The sequence below is a fragment of the Bordetella genomosp. 6 genome (assembly GCF_002119705.1).
Lineage (GTDB): Bacteria > Pseudomonadota > Gammaproteobacteria > Burkholderiales > Burkholderiaceae_B > Bordetella > Bordetella bronchiseptica_F.
Genome location: NZ_CP021107.1, coordinates 4,184,546 through 4,206,478 on the forward strand (window position 1 = coordinate 4,184,546; position 21,933 = coordinate 4,206,478).

Annotated in this window: 18 protein-coding genes; 10 read left to right on the forward strand and 8 right to left on the reverse strand. The window is 67.3% G+C overall.

Going from position 1 to position 21,933, the window contains the following annotated elements; genetic code table 11:
• The first annotated feature begins 97 nt into the window (after window positions 1-97).
• Together CAL11_RS19725 and CAL11_RS19730 are read left to right on the forward strand one after the other, a co-directional pair.
• Entirely contained in the window at window positions 98-436 is a 339-nt protein-coding gene (locus CAL11_RS19725) for an ArsR/SmtB family transcription factor (RefSeq protein ID WP_086093956.1), read from the forward strand.
• Entirely contained in the window at window positions 433-927 is a 495-nt protein-coding gene (locus tag CAL11_RS19730; protein ID WP_033464488.1) for an SRPBCC family protein, read from the forward strand. The genes CAL11_RS19725 and CAL11_RS19730 overlap by 4 nt, the downstream gene beginning before the upstream one ends.
• 63 nt (window positions 928-990) lie before the next feature.
• On the opposite strand, the gene CAL11_RS19735 is transcribed toward CAL11_RS19730, so the two are convergent.
• Entirely contained in the window at window positions 991-1,746 is a 756-nt protein-coding gene (locus CAL11_RS19735) for a hypothetical protein (RefSeq protein ID WP_432206078.1), read from the reverse strand.
• Window positions 1,747-1,905: 159 nt separating this feature from the next.
• On the opposite strand from CAL11_RS19735, the gene CAL11_RS19740 reads away from it, so the two are divergent.
• Window positions 1,906-2,847: a LysR family transcriptional regulator gene (locus tag CAL11_RS19740; protein WP_033464491.1), complete on the forward strand. Its 942-nt coding sequence runs from the start codon at window positions 1,906-1,908 to the stop codon at window positions 2,845-2,847.
• A 55-nt stretch (window positions 2,848-2,902) separates the two neighbouring features.
• Here the strand turns inward: CAL11_RS19740 and CAL11_RS19745 are convergent, their stop codons facing one another.
• The 6 genes from CAL11_RS19745 to CAL11_RS19770 form a co-directional block, all read right to left on the reverse strand.
• Window positions 2,903-4,441, reverse strand: a complete 1,539-nt coding sequence (locus tag CAL11_RS19745; protein WP_086093958.1) for a M81 family metallopeptidase — start codon at window positions 4,439-4,441, stop codon at window positions 2,903-2,905.
• Between the two features lie 18 nt (window positions 4,442-4,459).
• Window positions 4,460-6,052 carry an ABC transporter substrate-binding protein gene (locus CAL11_RS19750; RefSeq protein ID WP_033464496.1) on the reverse strand — a complete coding sequence of 531 codons (1,593 nt, stop codon included), beginning with the start codon at window positions 6,050-6,052 and terminating at the stop codon, window positions 4,460-4,462.
• Between the two features lie 68 nt (window positions 6,053-6,120).
• Window positions 6,121-7,971: a dipeptide ABC transporter ATP-binding protein gene (locus CAL11_RS19755; protein ID WP_086093959.1), complete on the reverse strand. Its 1,851-nt coding sequence runs from the start codon at window positions 7,969-7,971 to the stop codon at window positions 6,121-6,123.
• Window positions 7,972-7,974: 3 nt separating this feature from the next.
• Window positions 7,975-8,808 carry an ABC transporter permease gene (locus CAL11_RS19760; protein WP_033464504.1) on the reverse strand — a complete coding sequence of 278 codons (834 nt, stop codon included), beginning with the start codon at window positions 8,806-8,808 and terminating at the stop codon, window positions 7,975-7,977.
• Window positions 8,808-9,749: an ABC transporter permease gene (locus tag CAL11_RS19765; RefSeq protein WP_033464507.1), complete on the reverse strand. Its 942-nt coding sequence runs from the start codon at window positions 9,747-9,749 to the stop codon at window positions 8,808-8,810. The genes CAL11_RS19760 and CAL11_RS19765 overlap by 1 nt, the downstream gene beginning before the upstream one ends.
• Window positions 9,750-10,000: 251 nt before the next feature.
• On the reverse strand, window positions 10,001-10,972 hold the full coding sequence (locus CAL11_RS19770) for a LysR substrate-binding domain-containing protein (RefSeq protein WP_164872505.1): 972 nt from the start codon (window positions 10,970-10,972) through the stop codon (window positions 10,001-10,003).
• A 141-nt stretch (window positions 10,973-11,113) separates the two neighbouring features.
• On the opposite strand from CAL11_RS19770, the gene CAL11_RS19775 reads away from it, so the two are divergent.
• From CAL11_RS19775 to CAL11_RS19795, 5 genes are all read left to right on the forward strand, one after another.
• Window positions 11,114-13,402 (forward strand): NADP-dependent malic enzyme, encoded by a 2,289-nt coding sequence (locus CAL11_RS19775; protein WP_086093961.1) that lies wholly within the window; start codon window positions 11,114-11,116, stop codon window positions 13,400-13,402.
• 308 nt (window positions 13,403-13,710) lie between these two features.
• A complete protein-coding gene (locus CAL11_RS19780; protein WP_086093962.1) occupies window positions 13,711-14,619 on the forward strand; it encodes a TauD/TfdA dioxygenase family protein in 909 nt (302 codons plus the stop codon).
• A gap of 50 nt (window positions 14,620-14,669) precedes the next feature.
• Window positions 14,670-15,635 (forward strand): tripartite tricarboxylate transporter substrate binding protein, encoded by a 966-nt coding sequence (locus tag CAL11_RS19785; RefSeq protein WP_068925064.1) that lies wholly within the window; start codon window positions 14,670-14,672, stop codon window positions 15,633-15,635.
• A gap of 76 nt (window positions 15,636-15,711) precedes the next feature.
• Window positions 15,712-17,373, forward strand: coding sequence for a thiamine pyrophosphate-binding protein (locus CAL11_RS19790; RefSeq protein WP_086093963.1), 1,662 nt, complete (start codon window positions 15,712-15,714; stop codon window positions 17,371-17,373).
• A gap of 72 nt (window positions 17,374-17,445) precedes the next feature.
• On the forward strand, window positions 17,446-18,156 hold the full coding sequence (locus tag CAL11_RS19795) for a GntR family transcriptional regulator (RefSeq protein WP_068925060.1): 711 nt from the start codon (window positions 17,446-17,448) through the stop codon (window positions 18,154-18,156).
• Between the two features lie 54 nt (window positions 18,157-18,210).
• Here CAL11_RS19795 and CAL11_RS19800 read toward each other — a convergent pair whose 3' ends face one another.
• A complete protein-coding gene (locus tag CAL11_RS19800) occupies window positions 18,211-19,386 on the reverse strand; it encodes an MFS transporter (protein ID WP_086093965.1) in 1,176 nt (391 codons plus the stop codon).
• Window positions 19,387-19,600: 214 nt separating this feature from the next.
• On the opposite strand from CAL11_RS19800, the gene CAL11_RS19805 reads away from it, so the two are divergent.
• Both CAL11_RS19805 and CAL11_RS19810 read left to right on the forward strand, forming a co-directional pair.
• Window positions 19,601-20,548 carry a hypothetical protein gene (locus CAL11_RS19805; RefSeq protein WP_086093966.1) on the forward strand — a complete coding sequence of 316 codons (948 nt, stop codon included), beginning with the start codon at window positions 19,601-19,603 and terminating at the stop codon, window positions 20,546-20,548.
• A gap of 228 nt (window positions 20,549-20,776) precedes the next feature.
• Window positions 20,777-21,517, forward strand: coding sequence for a TetR/AcrR family transcriptional regulator (locus CAL11_RS19810; RefSeq protein WP_086093967.1), 741 nt, complete (start codon window positions 20,777-20,779; stop codon window positions 21,515-21,517).
• Window positions 21,518-21,933 lie beyond the last annotated feature (416 nt).

Genomic DNA, 21,933 nt, shown 5'->3' on the forward strand with positions numbered 1-21,933 from the left:
GACGAGAAGAAAGCACCTTTCTACGACATTGGATATCGCCCGCGGTTCATTATTTAGGTATTGACCTAAGTATTCGGGCGGCCCTAAACTTGGCGCCATGCCCAACCAAGCTGCCCAGCTCAGCCAGGTCTTCCAGGCCTTGTCCGACCCGACCCGGCGCGCCGTACTCGAGCGCCTGTGCCAGGGTTCCGCCGCCATGACCGAACTGGCGCGGCCATTCAACATGGCCCTGCCTTCGTTCTCGCAGCATCTGGACGTGCTCGAGCGCTGCGGCCTGGTGCGATCCCGGAAAAGCGGCCGCGTGCGCATCTACACCCTTGCGCCGCAACCGCTGGGCATGGCGGAACACTGGATGACCCGGCAACGCGCGATCTGGGAGCGCCGCCTCGACCAACTGGACCTGTATCTGCAGGATCTGAAGGAGCAGAAGCGATGACCCGACAGCATTCCACCCAACCCGACCCCAAGCTGGACCTCGTCCTCGAGCGCATCGTCGATGTGCCGCCCGCCCTGGTCTGGCAGGCCTGGACCCAGCCCGAGCATCTCAAGCATTGGCTCACCCCGGCGCCCTGGCAAACCATCCGCTGCGACGTCGACCTGCGCCCCGGCGGGCGCTTCCGTTTCGTGATGCGCTCGCCCGAAGGCGAAGAACACACGCACGACTGCTGCTACCTTGAAATCGCCGAAGGCAGCAGGCTGGTCTGGACCAACGCCCTGCTGCCCGGCTTCCGGCCGGCCGGCGGCGGCGGCGACGTACCGGCCTTCACCGCCGTCATCCGCATCGAACCCCACGCCCAGGGTACGCGCTACACGGCTACCGCCATGCACGGCACCGAGGCCGGCTGTCGCCAGCACAGCGACATGGGTTTCCACGACGGCTGGGGCGCGGCGCTGGACCAGCTGGTGGCGCACGCCCGGAGCATGTAGCCATCCTGGGCCACCACGAAAAAAGCCCTCCGGTGGAGGGCTTTTGTTCCGGACAACCGGGCATCAGCCAGCGCGTTCGCTCAATTTCTTTCGTACCGTGATGCCGCCGGGCGTGAAGTACACCGAACTGCTGCCCTTGGTTTTCATTTCCCAGAGCGATTCGTGCATGTACATCAAATCGGAAGGCAGATAACCGCCGTCCACGACCGCGCGATAGACCTTGTCCCGGAAAGGCTCGATGGTCCTGGCCTTGACCCGGAACACCCGGACCTGTTCCTCGGGCACCGGCTGGCCGCTCATCAGCTTGTTGAAGGTGGTTGCCGCGACCACGCCCGTTGTCGGATCAAGCAGCAATCTGTTATTGCCGGATTTGTACATGATCTGCGCGTGGTTGCCTACCGCGCCGCCGTCCATGCCGATCGGGCGGATGCCTTTTTCCTTCAAGCCGCCGTAGAGATAGCCCATCAGAAACACCAGGTTCCCACAATTCAGGTACTGGGATTTCTCGATCGCGTCATAGGCGACCGCGGACGAGCTGCCGTATTCGGCGAAATTGGCCGCGGCCACCGTCGCCAGAACCGCGCGCAGCGTGGGTTCGTCGACCACGCCGAAATCCTCGCCCAGCACCTCGGTCAATTCGGGCTGGCACGCAGGCAGTATGCCGTCGACGCTGCCGGTTCGCCGTACCGTGCCCATCGCCTGCTCGTCCAGGCACTGCAACACGATTTCGTCGAAACGCTCCGGCTGGTCCTCGCGGGCCTGCAGGGCAAGCCCCCCCCCCCCCCCCCCCCCGGCCAGCGCCACGAACACAATGGCCAAATATCGCTTCCTGATCATCCCTGTATATCTTCTGGTCTCGCATCGCGGCCCGGCAAGCCCGCGCATAGGGCGCGGACGCCAGCGCAACCGCATTTCGGCATGAATTCCGCGGCAAGTTTACTGCACCGGAAACGGGTATCCGCATAATATGCGTCCAATATGCTCAATACCGCCCTACGCTATTTCCTGGAAGTCGTCGACGCCGGCTCGTTGACCCTGGCCGCGCAGAAGCTGCACGTCGCTCCCTCGGCGGTCAGCCGCATGGTGCGCAAACTGGAGGACGAGCACCAGGCGCAGTTGTTCGACCGCCACGCGCGCGGCATGGTGCTGACCGAGGCCGGCCAGCTGCTCAAGGCCTATGCGCGGCGCGCCTCGCTGGACGCCGAGCGGGCCCGCGCGGAGATCCGCGAACTGAGCCAGATCGGACAGAAACTGATCCGCGTCTCGGCCAACCAGGCGTTCGGCCGCGAACTGCTGCCGCGCGTCATCGGCGAGTTCCGCGAAATCGAACCGACGGTGCGCTTCGAGCTGAATATCCTGCAGTCGTCCGAGATCAACCGCCGCGTGCGCGAGGGCGAGGACGATATCGGCCTGAGCTACAACCTGGCCCCGCCGCAGGATGTCCACGTGCAATACGCGCGCCGCATGCCGCTGTTTGCCGTGATGGCGCCGCACCACCCGCTGGCCGGCCGCGAGATGCTGTCCATGCGGGACATCGGCGACTATCCGGTAGTACTGATGGGGCCGGGCAGCACCAACCGCTTCTTCATCGACCTGTGCTGCATGCACGAGAAGATCGAGCTGAACATCGCGATGACGTGCAACAACCAGGGCGCCATCCAGACCTGCTGCCAGCAATGGGGCGCGATCAGCTTCTCGGGCGACCTGACGGTCATGACGCCCACCGAGCGCGGCGAGCTGGTGTCCATCCCCATGGCCAACAGCGAGCTGCACCAGCGCATCATGCACATCCAGACCATGGCCGGCCGGCAACTGCCCGCCAGCGTCGGGCGCTTCGTGCAGGCGCTGGCCTCGCGCATCGACGCCTCGTACGCCGATCCGGCCTGGCTGGCCGCCGGACGCGGTTCGGGCGCGCTGTGAAAGGTGCCTGTCCCCGCGGGGACAGGCAGCCTTCGCGCCCGCGGCGCAAGCGCCGCTACAGCCCCTCGGCCCAGTCCGGCTCCTGCCAGGCGGCCGCGTCGTCCAGCGGCCAGACCGGCCGCGGCAGGCGCCTGAAGGCGATCTGCTTGAGATTGGGCGTGGTCAGGCCCGGGCTGTCCACGTCGTGGATGCGGTCGTTCGGGAAGAATTCATCGAATCCGGCGCGGTAGTGGCCGCGGCTCTTGACCACCACATGCCGGGCCTGCGCGATGTCGATGCCGTGCATCTCCAGCATGGCCGGCTCGGCCAGCTGGCGGCGCAGGCTGCCCACCACCACGCGCATGCCCGAATCCACCAGCTCCAGCAGGCACGATGCGCCCAGCGAGAATTTGCGGCCGCGCAGAATGCCGCGCCGCCCCATGCCCTCGCCGTCGGTCAGCCTGAGCACGCGCGCGCGCGCCTGGTAGCGTCGCGCATAGTCGGTTTCGACGCGATTGAACACCGCGTCGAACTCGGCGCCTTCGCCCAGCCGCGTGGCCTGCGCGGCCAGTTCGGGGTCGACGAACACGCCCAGCACCACGCCGGGAATGCGCGCCTCGTGGAACGCCCGCAGCAGCCAGGTCGTGTTGCCGCCGCCGCCGCCGCCCGGATTGTCGGCCACGTCCGCGAACAGCAGGGGCTGGCTGGCGGCGCCCGCCAGCTCGACCGCGCGCGCCACCTCGACCGTGTCGGCCACGTAGCGCTTGCGATCGGCCCAGCCGGCCCGCGCGAGCCGCAGCGCCGCGCGGCGCGCGGCCTGCAGGTCGCCGCGCGCGGTAACGGTCACCGTCAGCCCGCACTTGGGCAGGTCCGAGAATACGAACCCGGAACACACCGACACATTGGCGATCGGACCTTCGCCAGGCTTTTGCATCAGCGAGGCGCCCAGCGCCACCAGGTCGGCATACGGTCCGCTGGCGGTCGACAGGGTGACCGACGGCGGCGTCAGCGGCAACCGCACATAGGCCGACACCATGCGCGTGCCGCCCAGGATCTCGTGGATCATGTCGGCGGCGTCGGCGGCGCGCTCGCGCTGGTCGACATGCGGGTTGGTGCGATAGGAGATCAGCCCGTCCAGCGCCTCGACGGTCTGTTCGGACACATTGCAGTGCAGGTCGTGGCTGGCGACGATCGGCACCTGCGGTCCGACGATGGCCCGCAGCCGGCCCATCAGCTCGCCCTCGGTATCGTCCTGGCCTTCGGCGGAGGACGCCCCGTGGTTGGCCACGTACACGGCATCGACCGGCAATGCCGCGCGCAGGCGCGTCTCGACCTCCTCCAGGAAGGCGCGCCACACACTGGCGCTGGCCGGACCGCCCGGCGGCGCGCCGATCACGATCAGGGGCGCCGGCGTCCACGCGCCCAGCTCGTCCATGCGGGCATAGAAGCCCGGCACTTCGCTGGGCAAGCGGCTGGCGCCGCGCGCCAGCCGCGTGATGTCCTCGCCCTGCTCCCAGCATTGCGCCAGGAAGTCCGCCTCGACGGACAGCGGGGAGAAGGCGTTGGACTCCAGGTGGAAACCGAGGATGGCCACTTTCGGGGCGTTACTGCTCATGTGAATCTCCGCTTCCGCTCAAGCCTTGTGCAGCGTGTAGAACAGCGACATCTGGGGTTGGAAATCCTTCCACTCGCTGCGCAGGGCCGAGACCGGATAGGTGGCGCCCAGCGGAATGTACGGCACGTCCTCGAACACTTGCAGCTGGATCTCGCGGCAGATCTTCTTCTGCGCTTCCAGGTCTGGCGCGTTGAACCAGTCGATGCGCAGCTGCTCCAGGCGCTCGCTGGTGGGCCAGCCGAACCAGGCCTGCTTGCCGTTGCCGCGCATGGGCAGGTGGCCGGCCGGATCCAGGTTGTTCGGACCGGTGTTGCCGGTGAACGCCACGCTCCAGCCGCCGGCCGACACGGGCTCCTGGCTGTTGCGGCGCTGCACGGCGGTGCCCCAGTCCATGGTCTGCAGGTCCACGTTGAAGCCCAGGCGCTTGAACAGGTCCGCCGTCACCAGCGCGGCGGCGTGCCAGGTGGGGAAATCGACCGGATCGAGCAGCACCACCTTCTCGCCGTTGTAGCCGGCGGCCTTGATGGCAGCGCGCGCCTTCTCGATATCGCGCTTGCCGGTCAGCTTCTCCATGCCCGCGTCGCTGTCCATCGGCGAGCCGGGCACGAACACGCCGCAACGGTCGCTCCAGTACTCCGGGAAATCGGCGCCGTTCATGGCGGTCATGTACTCGGTCTGGTTCACCACGCTGAGCACCGCGCGGCGGATTTCCACGTTGTTGAACGGCGCTTGCAGGTGGTTGAAGCGCATCACGCCAATGGTGGGCAGGCTGCGCTTGACCAGCTTGATGTTGGGATCCTGGGTCAGGATGGGCAGGAAGTCGCTGTCCACCATCTCGACGCCATCGACCTCGTTGGCCTGCAGCGCGGCGATGGCGGTGGCGCGATCGGGAATGATGTGCCAGTGCACTTCGTCGACATGGGCGATCTTCGGCCCGGCGGTGAAGTCGGGCTTGCGGTCGTCCTTGCGCGGCGCGTAGCCGGCGAACTTCTCGTACACCACGCGCGAGCCGGACACCCATTTCGCGGCCGCGAAGGTGAACGGGCCGCTGCCCACCATTTCCTTGACCGCCTCGGTTTCCGGCTGCGAGGCCAGGCGCTCGGGCATGATGCACGCCATGCTGCCGGACTGGCGGCCCAGCGCATGCAGGATGAGCGGGAAAGGCTTGCTCAGCTTGAACTGGATCGTCTTGTCGTCCGGCGCGGTCAGCGACTCGGTCGCCTGCATCAGCGAACGGCCCATCAGGTCGCGCTTGGACCAGCGCTTGATGCTGGCCACGGCGTCCTGCGCCCGCACCGGCGAACCGTCATGGAACGTCAGCCCGTCGCGCAGGGTGATCTTCCACAGCAGGCCATCGTTTTCGCTGGTATGGCCGGCGGCCATCTGCGGGCTGGGCTGGTACTGCGAATCCAGGCCGAACAAGGTGTCGAACACCAGTTGCGCGTGCACCTGGGTCATCGCCACGGTGGTGAACATCGGGTCCAGCAGCGCCAGGTCGGCCTGCGGGACCCAGCGGAACGTGCTCTTGCCCGGCGCGGCCCAGGACATGCCGGGCAAGGCCCAGGCGGCCGCCGTAGCGGAGGAAGCCAGCAGGAAACTTCTACGATCCATTGTCTATCTCCCAGATAAAGGAAAAACGATCCCGGGCCAGGCGGCGTCCCGACGGACGCCCGCCGGCCCTAATACGCGCCGCCGATGCGGTGCCGCGCCACGAAATGCCCCGCTCCGACCTGCTCCAGCGGCTTGACGATGGGCTCGTCGCCCACCGGCCGGGCCGGGCTGGGCAACTCGCTCAATTCCAGCGTGATGCTGCGCCGCGCGCCGGGGTCGGCGATCGGCACGGCCTGCATCAATTTCTTCGTATAGGGGTGCTGCGGGTTCTCGAAGATGGCCTGGCGCGGGCCGATCTCGACGATCTGGCCCAGGTACATCACCGCCACCCGGTGGCTGATCCGCTCGACCACCGCCATGTCGTGCGAGATGAACAGATAGCTCACGCCCAGGTCGCGCTGCAGGTCGATCAACAGGTTGACGATCTGCGCCTGGATCGACACGTCCAGCGCCGACACCGACTCGTCGGCGATCAGCACCTTGGGGTCGACCGACAGCGCGCGCGCGATGCAGATGCGCTGCCGTTGCCCGCCCGAGAACTCGTGCGGCCAGCGCTGCATCATGGCCGCGTCCAGGCCCACCCGCTCGAACAGCTCGGCCGCCCTGCGGTCGGCCTGCGCTCCGCTGTACAGGTTGTGGATCAGCATGGGTTCCTTGACGCAATCGCCCACGCGCATGCGCGGGTTGAGCGAGGCGAACGGATCCTGGAACACGAACTGCATGTTGCGGCGCAGGGCGCGCAGCGAGGCGGGATCCTCCTGGCGCACCGGCTTGCCCTCGAACTCGATCTGGCCGCGCGTGGTCCTGGCCAGCCTCAGCAGGGACCGCCCGGTCGATGTCTTGCCGCAGCCCGACTCGCCCACCAGCGACAGGGTCTCGCCGGCATGCAGGTCGAAGCTGACCTGCTCGACGGCATGCACGCGCTTCCTGACCCGTGCGAAGACCCCGCCGCGCACATCGAAGCGCGTCACCAGGTCGCGCACCCGCAGCACCACCTTGTCCGACGGCGCCACGGCGGGCGGCTCGGCCGCGGGACGGGCCTGCGCGTCGCTCAGCAGCGCGAAGCGCGCCGGCGCCGTCGTGCCCTGCATGGCGCCCAGGCGCGGCACCGCCGCCATCAGCGCCTTGGTGTAGGGATGGCTGGGCGCGTTGAACAGGCCGTGCACGTCGTTGTTCTCGACCACGTCGCCCTTGCGCATGACCAGCACGCGATCGGCCACTTCGGCCACCACGCCCATGTCGTGCGTGATGAAGATCACGCCCATGTCCATCTCGCGCTGCAGTTCGCGGATCAACTGCAGGATCTGCGCCTGGATCGTCACGTCCAGCGCCGTGGTCGGCTCGTCGGCGATCAGCAGCGCCGGCTTGCAGGACAGGGCCATGGCGATCATGACCCGCTGGCGCATGCCGCCCGACAGTTCGTGCGGGTAGCGGCCCAGGATGCTGGCGGAATCGGGGATGCGCACCTGATCCAGGATGCGCTTGGCCGCCGCCCGGGCCGTCCTGGCGTCGCAGGCCTGGTGCAGGCGGATGGCCTCCACGATCTGCGCGCCGACGGTGAACACCGGGTTGAGCGAGGTCATGGGCTCCTGGAAGATCATGCCCAGGTCGTTGCCGCGCATGGCGCGCATGCTGTCCTCGGAAGCGGCCGCCAGGTCCACGGCCTCGCCCGCGCCGCGGTAGAAGGTCATGCGCCCGCTTTCGATGCGTCCGCCGCCGAACTCGACCAGGCGCATCACCGCCAGCGAGGTCACCGATTTGCCCGAACCCGATTCGCCCACGATGGCCAGCGTCTCGCCGCGATCCACGTGCAGGCTCAGCGACTTGACGGCATGAAACGTATTGGCGCCGCGGCCGAAAGCGACCGAGAGGTTTTCCAGCTCCAGCACGCGCCGGCTTTGTATCGTCGTTGTGGTCATCGCTCAGATCCTCTTGGCCATGCGCGGATCGACCGCATCGCGCAACCCGTCGCCCAGCATGTTGATCGCCAGGATCGTGATGGACAGGAACACCGCGGGAAAGGCGATCAGGTGCGGCTTGATCTGCCACAGCGCCCGGCCTTCGGCCATGATGTTGCCCCACGACGGCACCGACGGCGGCACGCCCGCGCCGATGAACGACAGGCTGGCCTCGGCCAGGATGGCCACGCCGCAGATGTAGGTGGCCTGCACCATCAGCGCGGCCAGCGTGTTGGGGAAGATATGCCGCGCGACGATGCGCAGGCGGCTGGCGCCCGCGGCCACCGCCGCCTCGACATACGGCTGCTCGCGCAGCGACAGCACCAGCCCGCGCACCAGGCGCACCACGCGCGGCACTTCGGCGATGGTGATCGCGATGATCACGTTCTGCAGCGAGGCGCGGGTCAGCGCGATCAGCGCGATCGCCAGCAGGATGGTGGGAATCGACATGAAGCCGTCCATGATGCGCATGACCACGGCGTCGACCCAGCGCACGAAGCCCGCAGCCAGGCCGATCACCACGCCGATCACGGTGGACAGCGCGGCGACGGTGAAACCCACGATCAGCGAGACGCGGGCGCCGTAGATCACGCGCGAATACACGTCGCGGCCGAGCAGGTCGGTGCCGAACCAGAACTGCTCGCTCGGCGCGCGGGTGCGGTGGATGGGCGAGAGCGCGGTGGGATCCACCGTGCCCAGCCAGGGCGCGCAGACCGCCATCAGGAACAGCAGCAGGAGCAGCCCGCCGCCTACCGCCGTGGTCGGGTGGCGCTTGAGAAAGCCGGCAATATTGCGCATCAGTATTTGATCCTCGGGTCGAAGGCGCGATAGAGCAGATCGACCAGCAGGTTGACCAGCACGTACATGAAGCTGAACAGCAGGATCACCCCCTGGATGACCGGGTAGTCGCGCCGCAGGATGGCGTCGACCACCAGCCGGCCCAGGCCGGGGATGGAAAACACGGTTTCCGTCACCACGGTGCCGCTGATCAGCAGGGCCACGCCGCTGCCGATGACGGTGATGATGGGTACGGCCGCGTTCTTGAGCGCGTGGCGAAACAGCAGGCCGCGGTTGCCCACGCCCTTGGCGCGCGCCGTGCGGATGTAATCCTGCGACAGGGTTTCGAGCAGCGTGGCGCGCGTGATGCGGGTAATCAGCGCCACATAGACGCTGCCCAGCGCCAGGGCGGGCAGCACCAGGGTGTGCACCGAGGCCCAGAAGCCGGTGGCCAGCGGCACGTAGCCCTGCACCGGGAACCAGCGCAGCTGCAGGCCGAAGATCCACGCCAGCAGGTAGCCCACCGCGAACGACGGCACCGAGAAGCTGAACACCGCCAGCACCATGATGCCGCGGTCCTGCAGGCGGTTGTGCTTCCAGGCCGCCAGCGCGCCGATGGGGATGGCGATCACGACCGAGACGAGCAGCGTCATCAGCATCAGCGAGAACGTGGGCACGAGGCGCTGGCCGATCATGTGGCTGACCGGCAGGCCGGTGAACAGCGAGGTGCCCAGGTCGCCATGCAGCACGTCCCAGCTCCAGCCCGCGAAGCGTTGCAGGAACGGCTGGTCCAGGCCCAGGGTGGCGCGGATGCGCGCGATGTCCTGGGGCGTGGCGTCCTCGCCGGCCAGCAGGGCGGCCGGGTCGCCGGGCGCCAGGTCCAGCAGGCCGAAGACGAACAGCGCGACGAACAGCATGACGGGCAAGGTCATGAGCAGCCGCCGCAATGTGTACGAAAGCATTGAATCCCCTTCCAGTGAGAACGGGCCACCGGCCCGGCCGCTGTCGGCGCGAGCCGGGCACGCCGGGCCGCGACGACTTGCGGCGCATTCTAGATAGGGGTGAGCATTCCAACCATATCAATATTCTTAAAAAAGCGTTGCTTTTATTAGAATCATCACGCAAAGCCTTGCCAGCGCTGGGCGCACGCGGATACGGGTCGGCCGCCGCCTAGGGTATCCCCCTAGGCGCGCGGCGCGGCATGGCGCCCTGTTCAGCCGGCCCGGGCGTGCCGGCACTCTTCGCGCAGGGCCTCGGCGAACAGGCGGTGGGGCGCGCTGCCCTGGCTTTCGTGGCGCATGAACACGGCGATCGGCGGCAAGTGCCACGTGAACGAGAACGGCACGATGGCCACGCCGGCCACGCTGACCAGTTCGTCGGCGATGTCGGCCGGCACGATCGACAGGGCCTGGTCGCTGGCGGCGATCAGTTCGCCGATCAGCTTGGCCGAATGGCATTCGGTGGTGGCGGCCGGCGGCCGGATGCCGGCCTGCATGAACAGGCTGGCGACCTGGTCGCGCATGGCGGTCTGCGGCACGCCCAGGATCCAGTCGAGTTCGGCCAGGGCCTTCCAGTCGAGCGCGCGGCGGGCCAGCCGCGCGGCCAGCCGGCGGCTGGCGATCAGGCGCGGCTGCTGCACGTAGAGCGGCTCGAAGACTATGCCCTCGACGTCCAGCGCCGGGCCGGCTCGCGCCACCACGACGTCCAGGCTGTGGTCGCGCAGGCCGGCCAGCAGCTTGCCGCTGATGCCGTCGTGCACGCTGGCGGCGAGCCTGTGATCGGCGCGCTGGGCGCGTCCGATGGCCGCGGCGATCAGGCGGCTGGAGACGAACGGCGTCACGCCCAGGTGCAGGCGCGCCGTGTAGCCCGACGCGGACGCCCCCATGTCGTCCACCAGATGGCGCAGGTCGTGGATGATGGCCTCGGCGCGGGCCAGCACCACCAGGCCCAGCGGCGTGGGCGTCATGCCACGCGCGGTGCGCTGGAACAGCGGCGCCCCGAACATGTCCTCCAGCTCGCCCAGCGCGTTGGTGACCGCCGGCTGGCTGGTGGACAACTGCTGCGCGACGCGCGTCAGCGATCCCAGCTGCCGTACGTGCAGCAGCAACTGCAGATGGCGCATCTTCAGGCGCGAAGTGAGCCGGCGGACGATCTCGGCGGCGTCGACGGAAGGAGAATCGGCCATAGGGACGGAACCCAGTAATATCACTTAAAAGTTATGCCTATATCTTAAAACAAAATAGTTTGCTTATATCTTGTGCCTAGAATGGGCCATGCGTAACAGGCCGGGCGCCGTACACCGGCGCCGCCACCCTTCGAGGACGACATGAAAGACACCGACCGCCAAGCCGCACTGGACTACCACGCCTATCCCCATCCCGGGAAAATCTCGGTCACGGCCACCAAGCCCCTGGTCACGCAGCGCGACCTGAGCCTGGCCTACTCGCCGGGCGTGGCCGCCGCCTGCGAGGAAATCGTCGACGATCCGGTGAACGTGTTCCGCTACACCGGTCGGGGCAACCTGGTGGGGGTGATCACCAACGGCACGGCGGTGCTGGGGCTGGGCAACATCGGCGCGCTGGCCTCCAAGCCGGTGATGGAAGGCAAGGCGGTGCTGTTCAAGAAATTCGCCGGGCTGGACGTGTTCGACATCGAGATCAACGAGACCGACCCGGACAAGCTGGTGGAGATCATCGCCGGGCTGGAGGCCACCTTCGGCGGCATCAACCTGGAAGACATCAAGGCGCCGGAGTGCTTCACGGTCGAGCGCAAGCTGCGCGAGCGCATGAAGATCCCGGTGTTCCACGACGACCAGCACGGCACCGCCATCACCGTGTGCGCGGCCGTGGTCAACGGCCTGGCCGTGGCCGGCAAGCGCATCGAGGACGTCAAGCTGGTGACCTCGGGCGCCGGCGCCGCCGCCCTGGCCTGCCTGGACTTGCTGGTGGACCTGGGCCTGCCGCTGGAGCACATCTGGGTCACCGACATCGAAGGCGTGGTCTACGAGGGCCGCAAGAAGCTGATGGACGCCGACAAGGAACGCTTCGCCCGCAAGACCAAGGCCCGCACCCTGGCCGAAGTGATCGAGGGCGCGGACGTATTCCTGGGCCTGTCGGCCGGCAACGTGCTCAAGCCGGAGATGGTGGCCGCCATGGCGGCCAACCCGCTGATCCTGGCGCTGGCCAATCCCAATCCCGAGATCCTGCCCGAGGCCGCGCACGCGGTGCGCGACGACATCATCATGGCCACCGGCCGTTCGGACTACCCGAACCAGGTCAACAACGTGCTGTGCTTTCCGTACATCTTCCGCGGCGCGCTGGACGTGGGCGCGACCACCATCACGCGCGAGATGGAAAAGGCGGCCGTCCTGGCCATCGCCAACCTGGCGCGCGAAGAGCAGAACGAGGTCGTGGCCGCCGCCTACGGCACCTACGACATCTCGTTTGGCCGCGACTACCTGATTCCCAAGCCGTTCGACCCGCGCCTGATCGTGCGCATCGCGCCGGCGGTGGCCAAGGCGGCCATGGAAAGCGGCGTGGCCACGCGTCCGCTTGCCGACCTGGACGCCTACGCCGAACAGCTGCAGCAGTTCGTCTACCACTCCGGCGCCTTCATGAAGCCGCTGTTCTCGCAGGCCAAGCAGATCGTGCGCGACGGCGGACGGGCCCGCATCGTCTTCACCGAGGGCGAGGACGAGCGCGTGCTGCGCGCCGTGCAGGTCATCGTCGACGAGAAAGTCGCCAAGCCCATCCTGGTGGGCCGCCCCCAGGTGCTGCTGTCACGCATCGAGAAATTCGGCCTGCGCCTACGGCTGGGCCAGGACGTCGAAGTCTGCAACCCCGAGTACGACGAGCGCTTCCACCAGTACTGGACCACCTACTGGGACATGATGTGCCGCAACGGCATCACCAAGGAGATGGCGCGCGTGGAAATGCGCCGCCGCCTGACCCTGATCGGCGCCATGATGGTGCACCTGGGCGACGCCGACGGCATGATCTGCGGCGCGGTCAGCGGCTTCCACGACCACCTGCGCTTCATCGACCAGGTCATCGGCAGGAAGCCCGGCGCCACCACCTACGCGGCGATGAACATCCTGTTGCTGGACGAACGCACCGTGGCCCTGGTGGACACGCACGTCAATGAAGACCCCAGCGCCGAACAGATCGCCGAGTACACCGTGGCGGCCGCCGAGGAAATGCAGCGCCTGGGCCTGGCGCCCAAGGTGGCGCTGCTGTCGCGTTCGAACTTCGGCTCGGGCAGCTCGGCCTCGGGCGCCAAGATGCGCCACGCGCTGGAGCTGGTCAACCGCCAGGCTCCCGGCCTGGAGATCGACGGCGAAATGCACGGCGACTGCGCGCTGGACGAATCGCTGCGGCTGCGCCTGCTGCCCGACTCCCCCCTGAAGGGTTCGGCCAACCTGCTGGTGTGCCCCAACGTGGATTCCGGCAACATCGCCTACAACCTGCTCAAGACGGTGGCCGGCAAGAACGTGGCGGTCGGCCCCATCCTGCTGGGCGCCAACGCGCCGGTGCACATCGTGACCTCCAGCGCCACCGTGCGCCGCATCATCAACATGGCCGCGCTCTGCGTGCTGGACGCCAACCGCCCGCAGTAACACGGCGGGCGGCAGCGCCAGGGCTGCCGCCCCCCCTCCCTTCCGGATCCCACCGCGCGGCCAGCCCGGCGCGCAGCGCCGCCGGCCGCCACCGCCGCGCCCCGCCCCCCTTGCCCGCCGGCCCACGGCGCATCCCCGCCACTGCCCTGGCCGCGCCCGCTTCCCGCCCGATGCCGTCTCATTCCCCTCGTACATTGCACATTGTTTTTTGTCGATGTCGACAATGTGCAATGTGAGGGTTATGATTTCCGGACGCGCGAATCCGGCGCGAGACATCGCGGCCCCCGGCCGCCCGAGGAGACACAGACATGAACGACATCACGGTTCGCCCGCTCGGCTACGCGGCCGGCGCGGCGGTATCGGGCATCGACCTGCGGCAGGCGCTGCGGCCGGAACAACTGGCCAGGCTGCGCGCCGCCTGGCATGAGCACCTGGTGCTGGTCTTCCCCGACCAGGACCTCGATGCTCCGCAGCTGATCGACTTCACGCGCAATTTCGGCGACGTCGAGCGCAACGACAGCGTGCCCTATTACCGCGACCCCGATTACCCCGAAGTCCTGCTGGTGACGAACAAGCCGCGCGACGGCAAGCCTTCGCAAACCCGCAACACCGGCCGCAACTGGCATTCCGACCTCAGCTATACCGACCGCCCCGCCAAGGGCTCGGTACTCATGTGCAAGGAAAAACCCCCGGTCGGCGGCGACACCATGTTCGCCAACATGTACCAGGCCTACGAGTCGCTGAGCGCGCCGTTCCGGCGTTTCGTCGACGACCTGCAGGCCGTGCACGACATCAGCCTCATCAAGGGTTTCGACCGCCGCGATCCGGAACAGACCGCCGCGCTCAAGCGCCGCAATCCGCCCATCGCCCATCCGGTCGTGCGCGTCCATCCCGAAACCGGCCGCAAGTGCCTGTTCGTCAGCGACCGGGTCCGCACGTTCGTCGGCATGACCGAAGAAGAAAGCCGTCCGATCCTGGACTTCCTGAATCGCCACGCCACATCGCCGGAGTTCGTCTACCGGCACCGTTGGAGCGTGAACGACATCGTGATGTGGGACAACCGCTGCACCTTGCACATCGCGCTGCCGGACTTCGACCAGACCAAGCCGCGCCACATGATGCGCTGCTCCATGCTGGGCGAGCCGTCCGGCTACGTGATCGAAGACGCCCCGCTGGACGAGCAGGCCGCGCGCAGCGCCATCGCCGCCGTGTCCTGACCGCGCGCGGGCGCACCGCGCCATACAACACCTATATACGGAGACAAGACATGCAGCGGATATTCGAAAAGGCGGCGCTCGCGCTCGCCCTGGTGGCCATGCCCCTCTGGACCGGCGTGGCCTGTGCGCAGCCCCCCCTGCGCATGATGGTCGGCTTTCCCCCTGGCGGCACGACCGACGTCATCGCGCGCCTGGTGGCGCAGCGGCTCGGCGGCGAGCTGAACCGCTCGGTCGTGGTCGAGAACCGCGCCGGCGCAAGCGGCAACCTGGCCGCGGCGACGGTGGCCAAGGCCGACCCGGACGGCAACACGCTGCTGTTCGCCCCCAGCAGCCACGCCACCAATGCCTCGCTCTACACCAACCAGTCGTTCGACACCGTCAAGAGTTTTCGCGCCGTCGGCATGGTGGCGGTGACGCCCTATGTCCTGGTCGTCAATCCCGGCATGCAGGCCACCAGCCTGCGCGACTTCGTCGACTACCTGAAACGCAACCCGGGCAAGGTGGAGTTCGCATCCGCCAGCCCGGGCACGGGCCAGCACCTGGCGGCGGAACTGTTCAAGGACGAGGCCGGGGTCGACATCATGCACGTGCCCTACAAGGGCAGCGCGGCCGCCCTGCCCGACCTGATCGCCGGGCGCGTGCCCATGATGTTCGACAACATCGCCGTGATGCTGCCGCACATCCAGCAGGGTACGGTCCGGCCGCTGGCGATTACGTCGAAGACGCGCTCGCGCTTCCTGCCCGATACGCCGACCATGGCGGAAAGCGGCTACCCGGACTTCGAAGTGCTGGGCTGGTTCACGCTGCTGGCGCCGGCCAAGACGCCCGACGCGACGGTGCAGACCTACAACGATGCCCTGAAGAAGATCTCCGCCGACCCGGACTTCGTGGCGCAACTGGCCAAGCTGGGCGGCGAGGCCGTCGCGCGCGCGCCGGCGCAGGCCGACGCCTACATCGCGGAAGAAGTCGATAAATGGGGCAAGGTCATCCGCGCCGCCCACATCAACCTCAACTGACGGCTGTCCGGCGGGCGGCCCCGGCCGCCCCGCCCCTCCCGTACCGATTGTCGCAAGACTGCCCATCCGGAAAATCATGAATCCGACTCTTCCCGCCCGTACCGGCGGCCGTATCCTGGTCGACGCCTTGAAGGTCCACGGCGTGGACCAGGCCTTCTGCGTGCCTGGCGAAAGCTATCTGCCCGTGCTGGACGCCCTGCGCGACGATGCGCAGGCCGTCCGGCTGACCGTCTGCCGCCAGGAAGGCGGCGCGGCCTTCATGGCCGAAGCCTATGGCAAGCTGACCGGCAAGCCCGGCATCTGCTTCGTGACCCGCGGGCCGGGCGCCACCAACGCCAGCATAGGCGTGCATACCGCCTTCCAGGACTCGACCCCGATGATTCTGTTCGTCGGGCAGGTGGGCGCCGACGTCGTCGAACGGGAAGCCTTCCAGGAAATCGACTACCGCAGGATGTACGGCCAGATGGCCAAGTGGGTGGCCAGCATCGACGACGTGCGGCGCATCCCGGAATTCGTCCATCGGGCGCACCAGGTCGCGCTGTCGGGCAGGCCGGGACCGGTAGTGCTGGCCCTGCCGGAGGATGTCCTGCGGGCGACGGCGCACGTCGCCGACCGCGTCCCCCACCGCATCGCCCGCCCCTGCGCAACCGGCGCCGACATGGAACGGCTGCGCGAACTGCTGGCGACGGCCCGTCGGCCGCTGCTGATCGTCGGCGGCGGCGGCTGGAACGAAGCGGCCAGCGCCGCCATCGCACGCTATGCCGAACGCGCCGGCTTGCCGGTGGCCACGGCTTTCCGGCGCCAGGACCGCTTCGACAACCGCCACCCCTGCTACGCCGGCCACATCGGGCTGGGCATCGCGCCCAGCCTGGCGCGGCATGTGCGCCAGGCCGACCTGCTGCTGGTCGTCGGCGCGCGCCTGGCCGACGCCACCACGGACGGCTACGCGCTCATCGCGCCGGAGCATCCCGGCCAGACCTTGATCCACGTCCACCCCGATCCGCAGGAACTGGGGCGCGTCTATCCGGCCGACCTGCCGATCGCGGCGGACATCCAGGCCTTCGCCGCGCAACTGGATGCCTGCGACACCCCGCCCGCGCACCGCGGCGGCTGGCTGCGCGAACTGGCGGACGACTACCGGGCCGACCTGGCCGTCGCCCCGGCCCGCCGCGACACCGACCTGGCGCAGGTCATGCATTGGCTCAACCAGCATCTGCCGCAGGATGCCATCGTGACCAACGGCGCGGGCAACTACGCCGGTTGGGTGCACCGCTACTTCCAGTACTCGCCACGACGCCGCCAACTGGCGCCCACCAATGGCGCCATGGGCTATGGCGTGCCGGCCGCCATCGCCGCCAAGCTGGCGGCGCCCACCCGCGCCGTGGTCTGCTTCGCGGGCGACGGCTGCTTCATGATGAACGGCCAGGAACTGGCCACCGCCATCCAGTACGACGCCGCCGTGGTCTTCATCATCGTCAACAACGGCATGTTCGGCACCATCCGCATGCACCAGGAAATGCATTACCCCGGGCGCGTGTCGGGTACCTCATTGCGCAACCCCGACTTCGTCGCGCTGGCCAAAGCCTACGGCGCCCATGCCGAACGCGTGGCGCACCACGATGGCTTCCCCGCGGCGTTCGAACGGGCATGCGCCAGCGGCCGGACCGCGCTCATCGAAATACGCACCGACCCCGCCGCGATCTCGGCGCGCCGCGACCTGCCAACCCTTGCTGCATGAGGCATCCCGCGCATGGGCGCGGGATATACTATCCGCTCTCCATCATGGCCATTTCCTCCTGACCGCACCTCCATGACTCGCCAACCACAGTCGGCCGATATAGAAGAACTCCCCCTGGGACGAACGTCGAAGTCGCTGCCTGAACAGGTCGCCGACCGGCTGATGCAGTCGATTCAGACCGGTGTGCTCCAGCCGGGAGAACGCCTCAAGGAAGAAACGCTGTCCGATCGATTCGCGGTCAGCCGCACCACCGTGCGCGAGGCCATCAGCACCCTGGAGCGGCGCGGCGTGATCGAACGCGTGCCCCGCTTCGGCGCGCGCGTGCGCGAAATACGCGCCGATGAAATAGAAGAAATCTTCTGCATCCGCGCGCAGCTGCTCGGGCTGGCCGCGCGCCGGGTGGCCGAGCATGGCGACGACGACATCCTTGCGCAACTGCGCCAGCAGGTAGAACGCCTGCGTCAGCTCGCCGACAAACCGTCCACCTCGCCGGCCTCCTATGCCAAGGTCTCCATCGAGACCCAGCAATTGCTGATACAGGCAGTAGGCTGGAAACAGCTGGGCACCATGTACGAAGGCCTGAGCAACCAGATGCTCTGGAAAACCTCCGTGCGCGGCAAGTCGCTCAGCTTTCAGAGCCAGCAGCGCCGGCGCGAGTCCGTGGGCGACTGGCAGCGCCTGCTCGAGGCTGTGTGCACGCGCGATGCCGCCGCCGCCGAGGAAAGCGCCAAGCTGCTGCTGGGCGCGTCCTACCGCGCCGTACGCGGACAACTCGCTTCCTGAAAGCGCCGCACGCAGGAAAAAATCCGCCCGAGCCGGCGGGTTTGCCGCGCGGCCCTAGCCCACGGCCGCCCGGCTGGGGGCCTTGCGCCACGCCAGCCACACCAGGCCCGCGCAGATCAGCACCATGGGCACCAGCGAGCCCACGTTCAGCACGGTCCATCCCCGGGTCGTCACCAGCATCCCGGACGTCAGCGAACTCACCGCCATCACGGCGAACACGCAGAAATTCATCGCGGCCTGCGCCCGGTCCTTCTCCTCGGCCGTATAGGTCGACAGCGACAACGTCGTGCTGCCGGTGAACAGGAAGTTCCACCCCACCCCCAGCAGGAACAGCGACACCGTGAAATGGTGCAGCTCCACCCCGGACAGGGCCACGCCGATGCAGACCAGATTGAGCACGGCGCCCCAGCCCATGATGGGCAGCACGCCGAAACGCTTGATGAGATGGCCGGTAAAGAAGCCGGGCGCAAACATGCCGATGACGTGCCACTCCAGCACGAACGCCGCATCCGCGAACGGCAGGCCGTGGTGCTGCATCGCCAGCGGCGTGGCCGCCATCAGCAGGTTCATCACCCCGTAGCCCAGCGCGCCGGCCCCGGTGGCCACGATGAACGCGGGCTGGCGCGCGATCACCGACAACGGACGGCCGCCATCCGCGCTGGCGCGCTGCGCCACCTCCGGAAACTCGATGCGCGCCAGCACCGCCATCGCCAGCAGCGCCACCACGGCCAGCGCCAGGTACGCGCCCATGAACGGCGTGACGAACAACTCCCTGGTGACCGAAGCCAGATTGGGCCCCACCACCGCCCCCAGCAGTCCGCCCGCCATCACCAGCGACACCGCCTTCTCGCGCGCGCCGGGCGCGGCCAGCTCCGCGGAGGCAAACCGGTAAAGCTGCCCGTTGGCCGAGTAATAACCCGCGATCGCGGTCGCGGCGCACAGCAACCAGAAACTGCCTATATAGACCGCGAACGCGCACAGCAGCGCCGAGCCGGCAGCCACCAGCAGCCCCAGCGTGAAGCTGCCCTTGCGGCCGTAGCGTTTCTGCGTCCACGCGACCGGCCCCGTGCACAGCGCCCCCCCGACCACATAGCCCATGACCGGCAGCGTCGCCATCCAGCCATACGGCGCGAGCGCGAACCCGACCAGGCCATTGATGGCGATGAAAGTGACGTTGTTGGTAAGAAACAGGCCCTGCAGGATCGACAACAGCCAGAGATTGCGATTCATGTTGGTCGGCGTGCCCGGCGATCGCTCGCGGGGCGGAATATGCGGTTTGGATATATGGATATTACCAGTGGTAATTTTCGGCACTCCGCCATGGGCCGCGCCGCTGACGCACACAACTCGCTGACCGGCAAGCCCGGGCCGCCCTTGCCCATTGAACGAAATAAAAACGTGATATGTTGAGAGTGTTTACATTATGAAATAAAAACAAGGATTCTTGCAGATGGATTTGTCGAAGATTCAATTCGGTGTCGACGTCGCCACCAGCCTGGCGATTCTGGCCTCGGCCATCACCTTCCTGATCAACCAGCGCCTCAAGACCAGGGAAACCAAGCGCCGGCAGCTCGACGAATCCGTGCGCGCCGTAACCGTCGACGAATTCCAGTCGGCGCTCGGCAACCTGTCGACAGCCTACGTCAAGGAAATCGTCCGACACACCGTCCCCCTGCAGGCCTCCGTCAGCCACGGCCTGGAACGATTGGAAAAATCGCTGGAACTCGACCCCAAGCGCGCCAACGTGCTGATGGACGCCATGGCCAACACCACGCAGGCCATCAGCGACTACATCAATTCGATCTGCGCCCACAACTACCAGATCTACCCCCTGCTCGACAGCATCGAAGGCGGCGAATCGCAGATCCAGGAATTCCGCCGCAACCTGCAGCGCCTGATGGACAGCTACAACAATATCGGCCGGGGCCACGAGTCGCTGTTCAAGGAAGTGCGCGCCCTGTGCGACTTCTGCGCCGCGCATCCGCTCGAGCAGGCCGACCACGAAGCGCTGCAGCGCATGGCCATGTCCATCGTCGCCGACAAGGACTATCGCCAGTGGGTGGACAGCTTCGTGCCCAGCGGCAAGGAAGACGCCTACTGGGCATGCGTGGACAAGGGCGATTTCGAAAGCGAGAAGGACCTGCTCATGCGCGTCGTCTCCAACGTCATCGGCGGCTTCTACAACGCGCCGGCCCGCATGCAGGCCCAGGTCATCTATCTCGCCTATTCGGCCATCATCGACGCCAGGCAGCAATGCAAGGAGTTCCTGGTCGGCATGGCGGCCATCAACTATTGGCTGATCCGCAAGGGCGGCGGCAGCGAGTCCCTGCCCGACGTCATCCAGCGCTACCGCTCGCAGGCGGTGTTCGCGGTGGATTCGGAGATCAGATAGGCCGCGGGCCGCCTGCCCGACAGCCTGCCTGCGAGCAGGCGCCGGTTCGGCCCGGGCATGGCGAAAACACGCCGCGGCCACGGCCAGGCCCCGCCCAACTTGGCGGCGGGGTGAACATGGCTTCATAATGCAGGCCCGGCGGCTGGTTTTTCCGCAGCCATGCCGCCACTCCAGGCCCTAGCGCCCACCGCGGCGCCTTGGGCGCCGCCGAAGGAGCCCCATCCCGACATGCCCAATTCCGCCGACGACTCCTCCCTGGTAACACGCCGCCGCGCACAGCTGGTAAAGGCCGCGATCAAGCTCTTCTCGCGCATGGGGTATCACGCCGCCACGGTCAAGGACATCGCGGACGAGGCCGGCGTCAGCGCCGGGCTGATGTACCAGTACGTGCCGGACAAGCAGGACCTGCTCTTCCTGGCGCTGCAGCACATCGTCCAGCGCAACAAGGAAGAAGTGCCATCCGCCTTGCTGGGCGTCGAAGATCCCATCGCGCGCCTGTACCGCGCCATCGATGCCTACACGCGCGTCATGGCCGCCAACCAGCAAGCCGTGCTGCTGACCTACCGCGAGACCAAGTCTCTCAAGCCCGAATACATCGAGCAGATGAAGCAGCTCGAACTCGACACCAACAGGCTTATTGAAGCGTGCGTCACGGATTGCATACGCGTGGGCTACCTGGCGCCGACCAACGTGGAACTGCTGGTGTACCGCATCATCATCGCGGCGCATGCATGGCCCCTGAAGCACTGGCGTCTGCGCCATATCGTCACCCTGGACGAGTATCTCGACCAGGCGGTCCATGCCGCCTGGAAAGACCTGCTGCTGCCGCGCGGCAGCAGCCGCTATGAAGAACTGCGCCGGGCCGGCGAACTCCGGCCCGCCCATCTCGCCAGCGAATCCGAAGGCGACGCTCCCGCCGCGGCCAGTGCGAAGCCGAAGAAACGCGCGCGGCGCGGCCGCACCGCCTGAGCCGCCCGCCGGCCCGGCTCCGCGGGCCGCATGCCTGCCAGGCGCCCGGCTGCGGCGGCAAGCCGGCAGGAAAACCTGTTCGTTCCTTGCGCGCGCATGATCAGGTTCGATCACAAATATGAATGACTAACCATTCAATTTCTTGATGGAACATTGACGGCGCCCCTCCCGACGGCGCAGCGGCGCACGCCCTGCTTCCTCTGGAAAATTCGGCAAGCCATCCACCCCAGCCTATGGGCAGCTACGTTCGCGCCGTCAAATTGAATGACTAACCATTCAATTTCATGATAAATTCAGCGCGCGCTCATATGACTATTCAAGCAACCGAAGCGCGCCCTATCCGCAAGCAGGGAATCGCGCCCTTGCGCACCGGCAAGCCCGCGATTGGATCATTCATCCAGGAACAGAGGAGATGG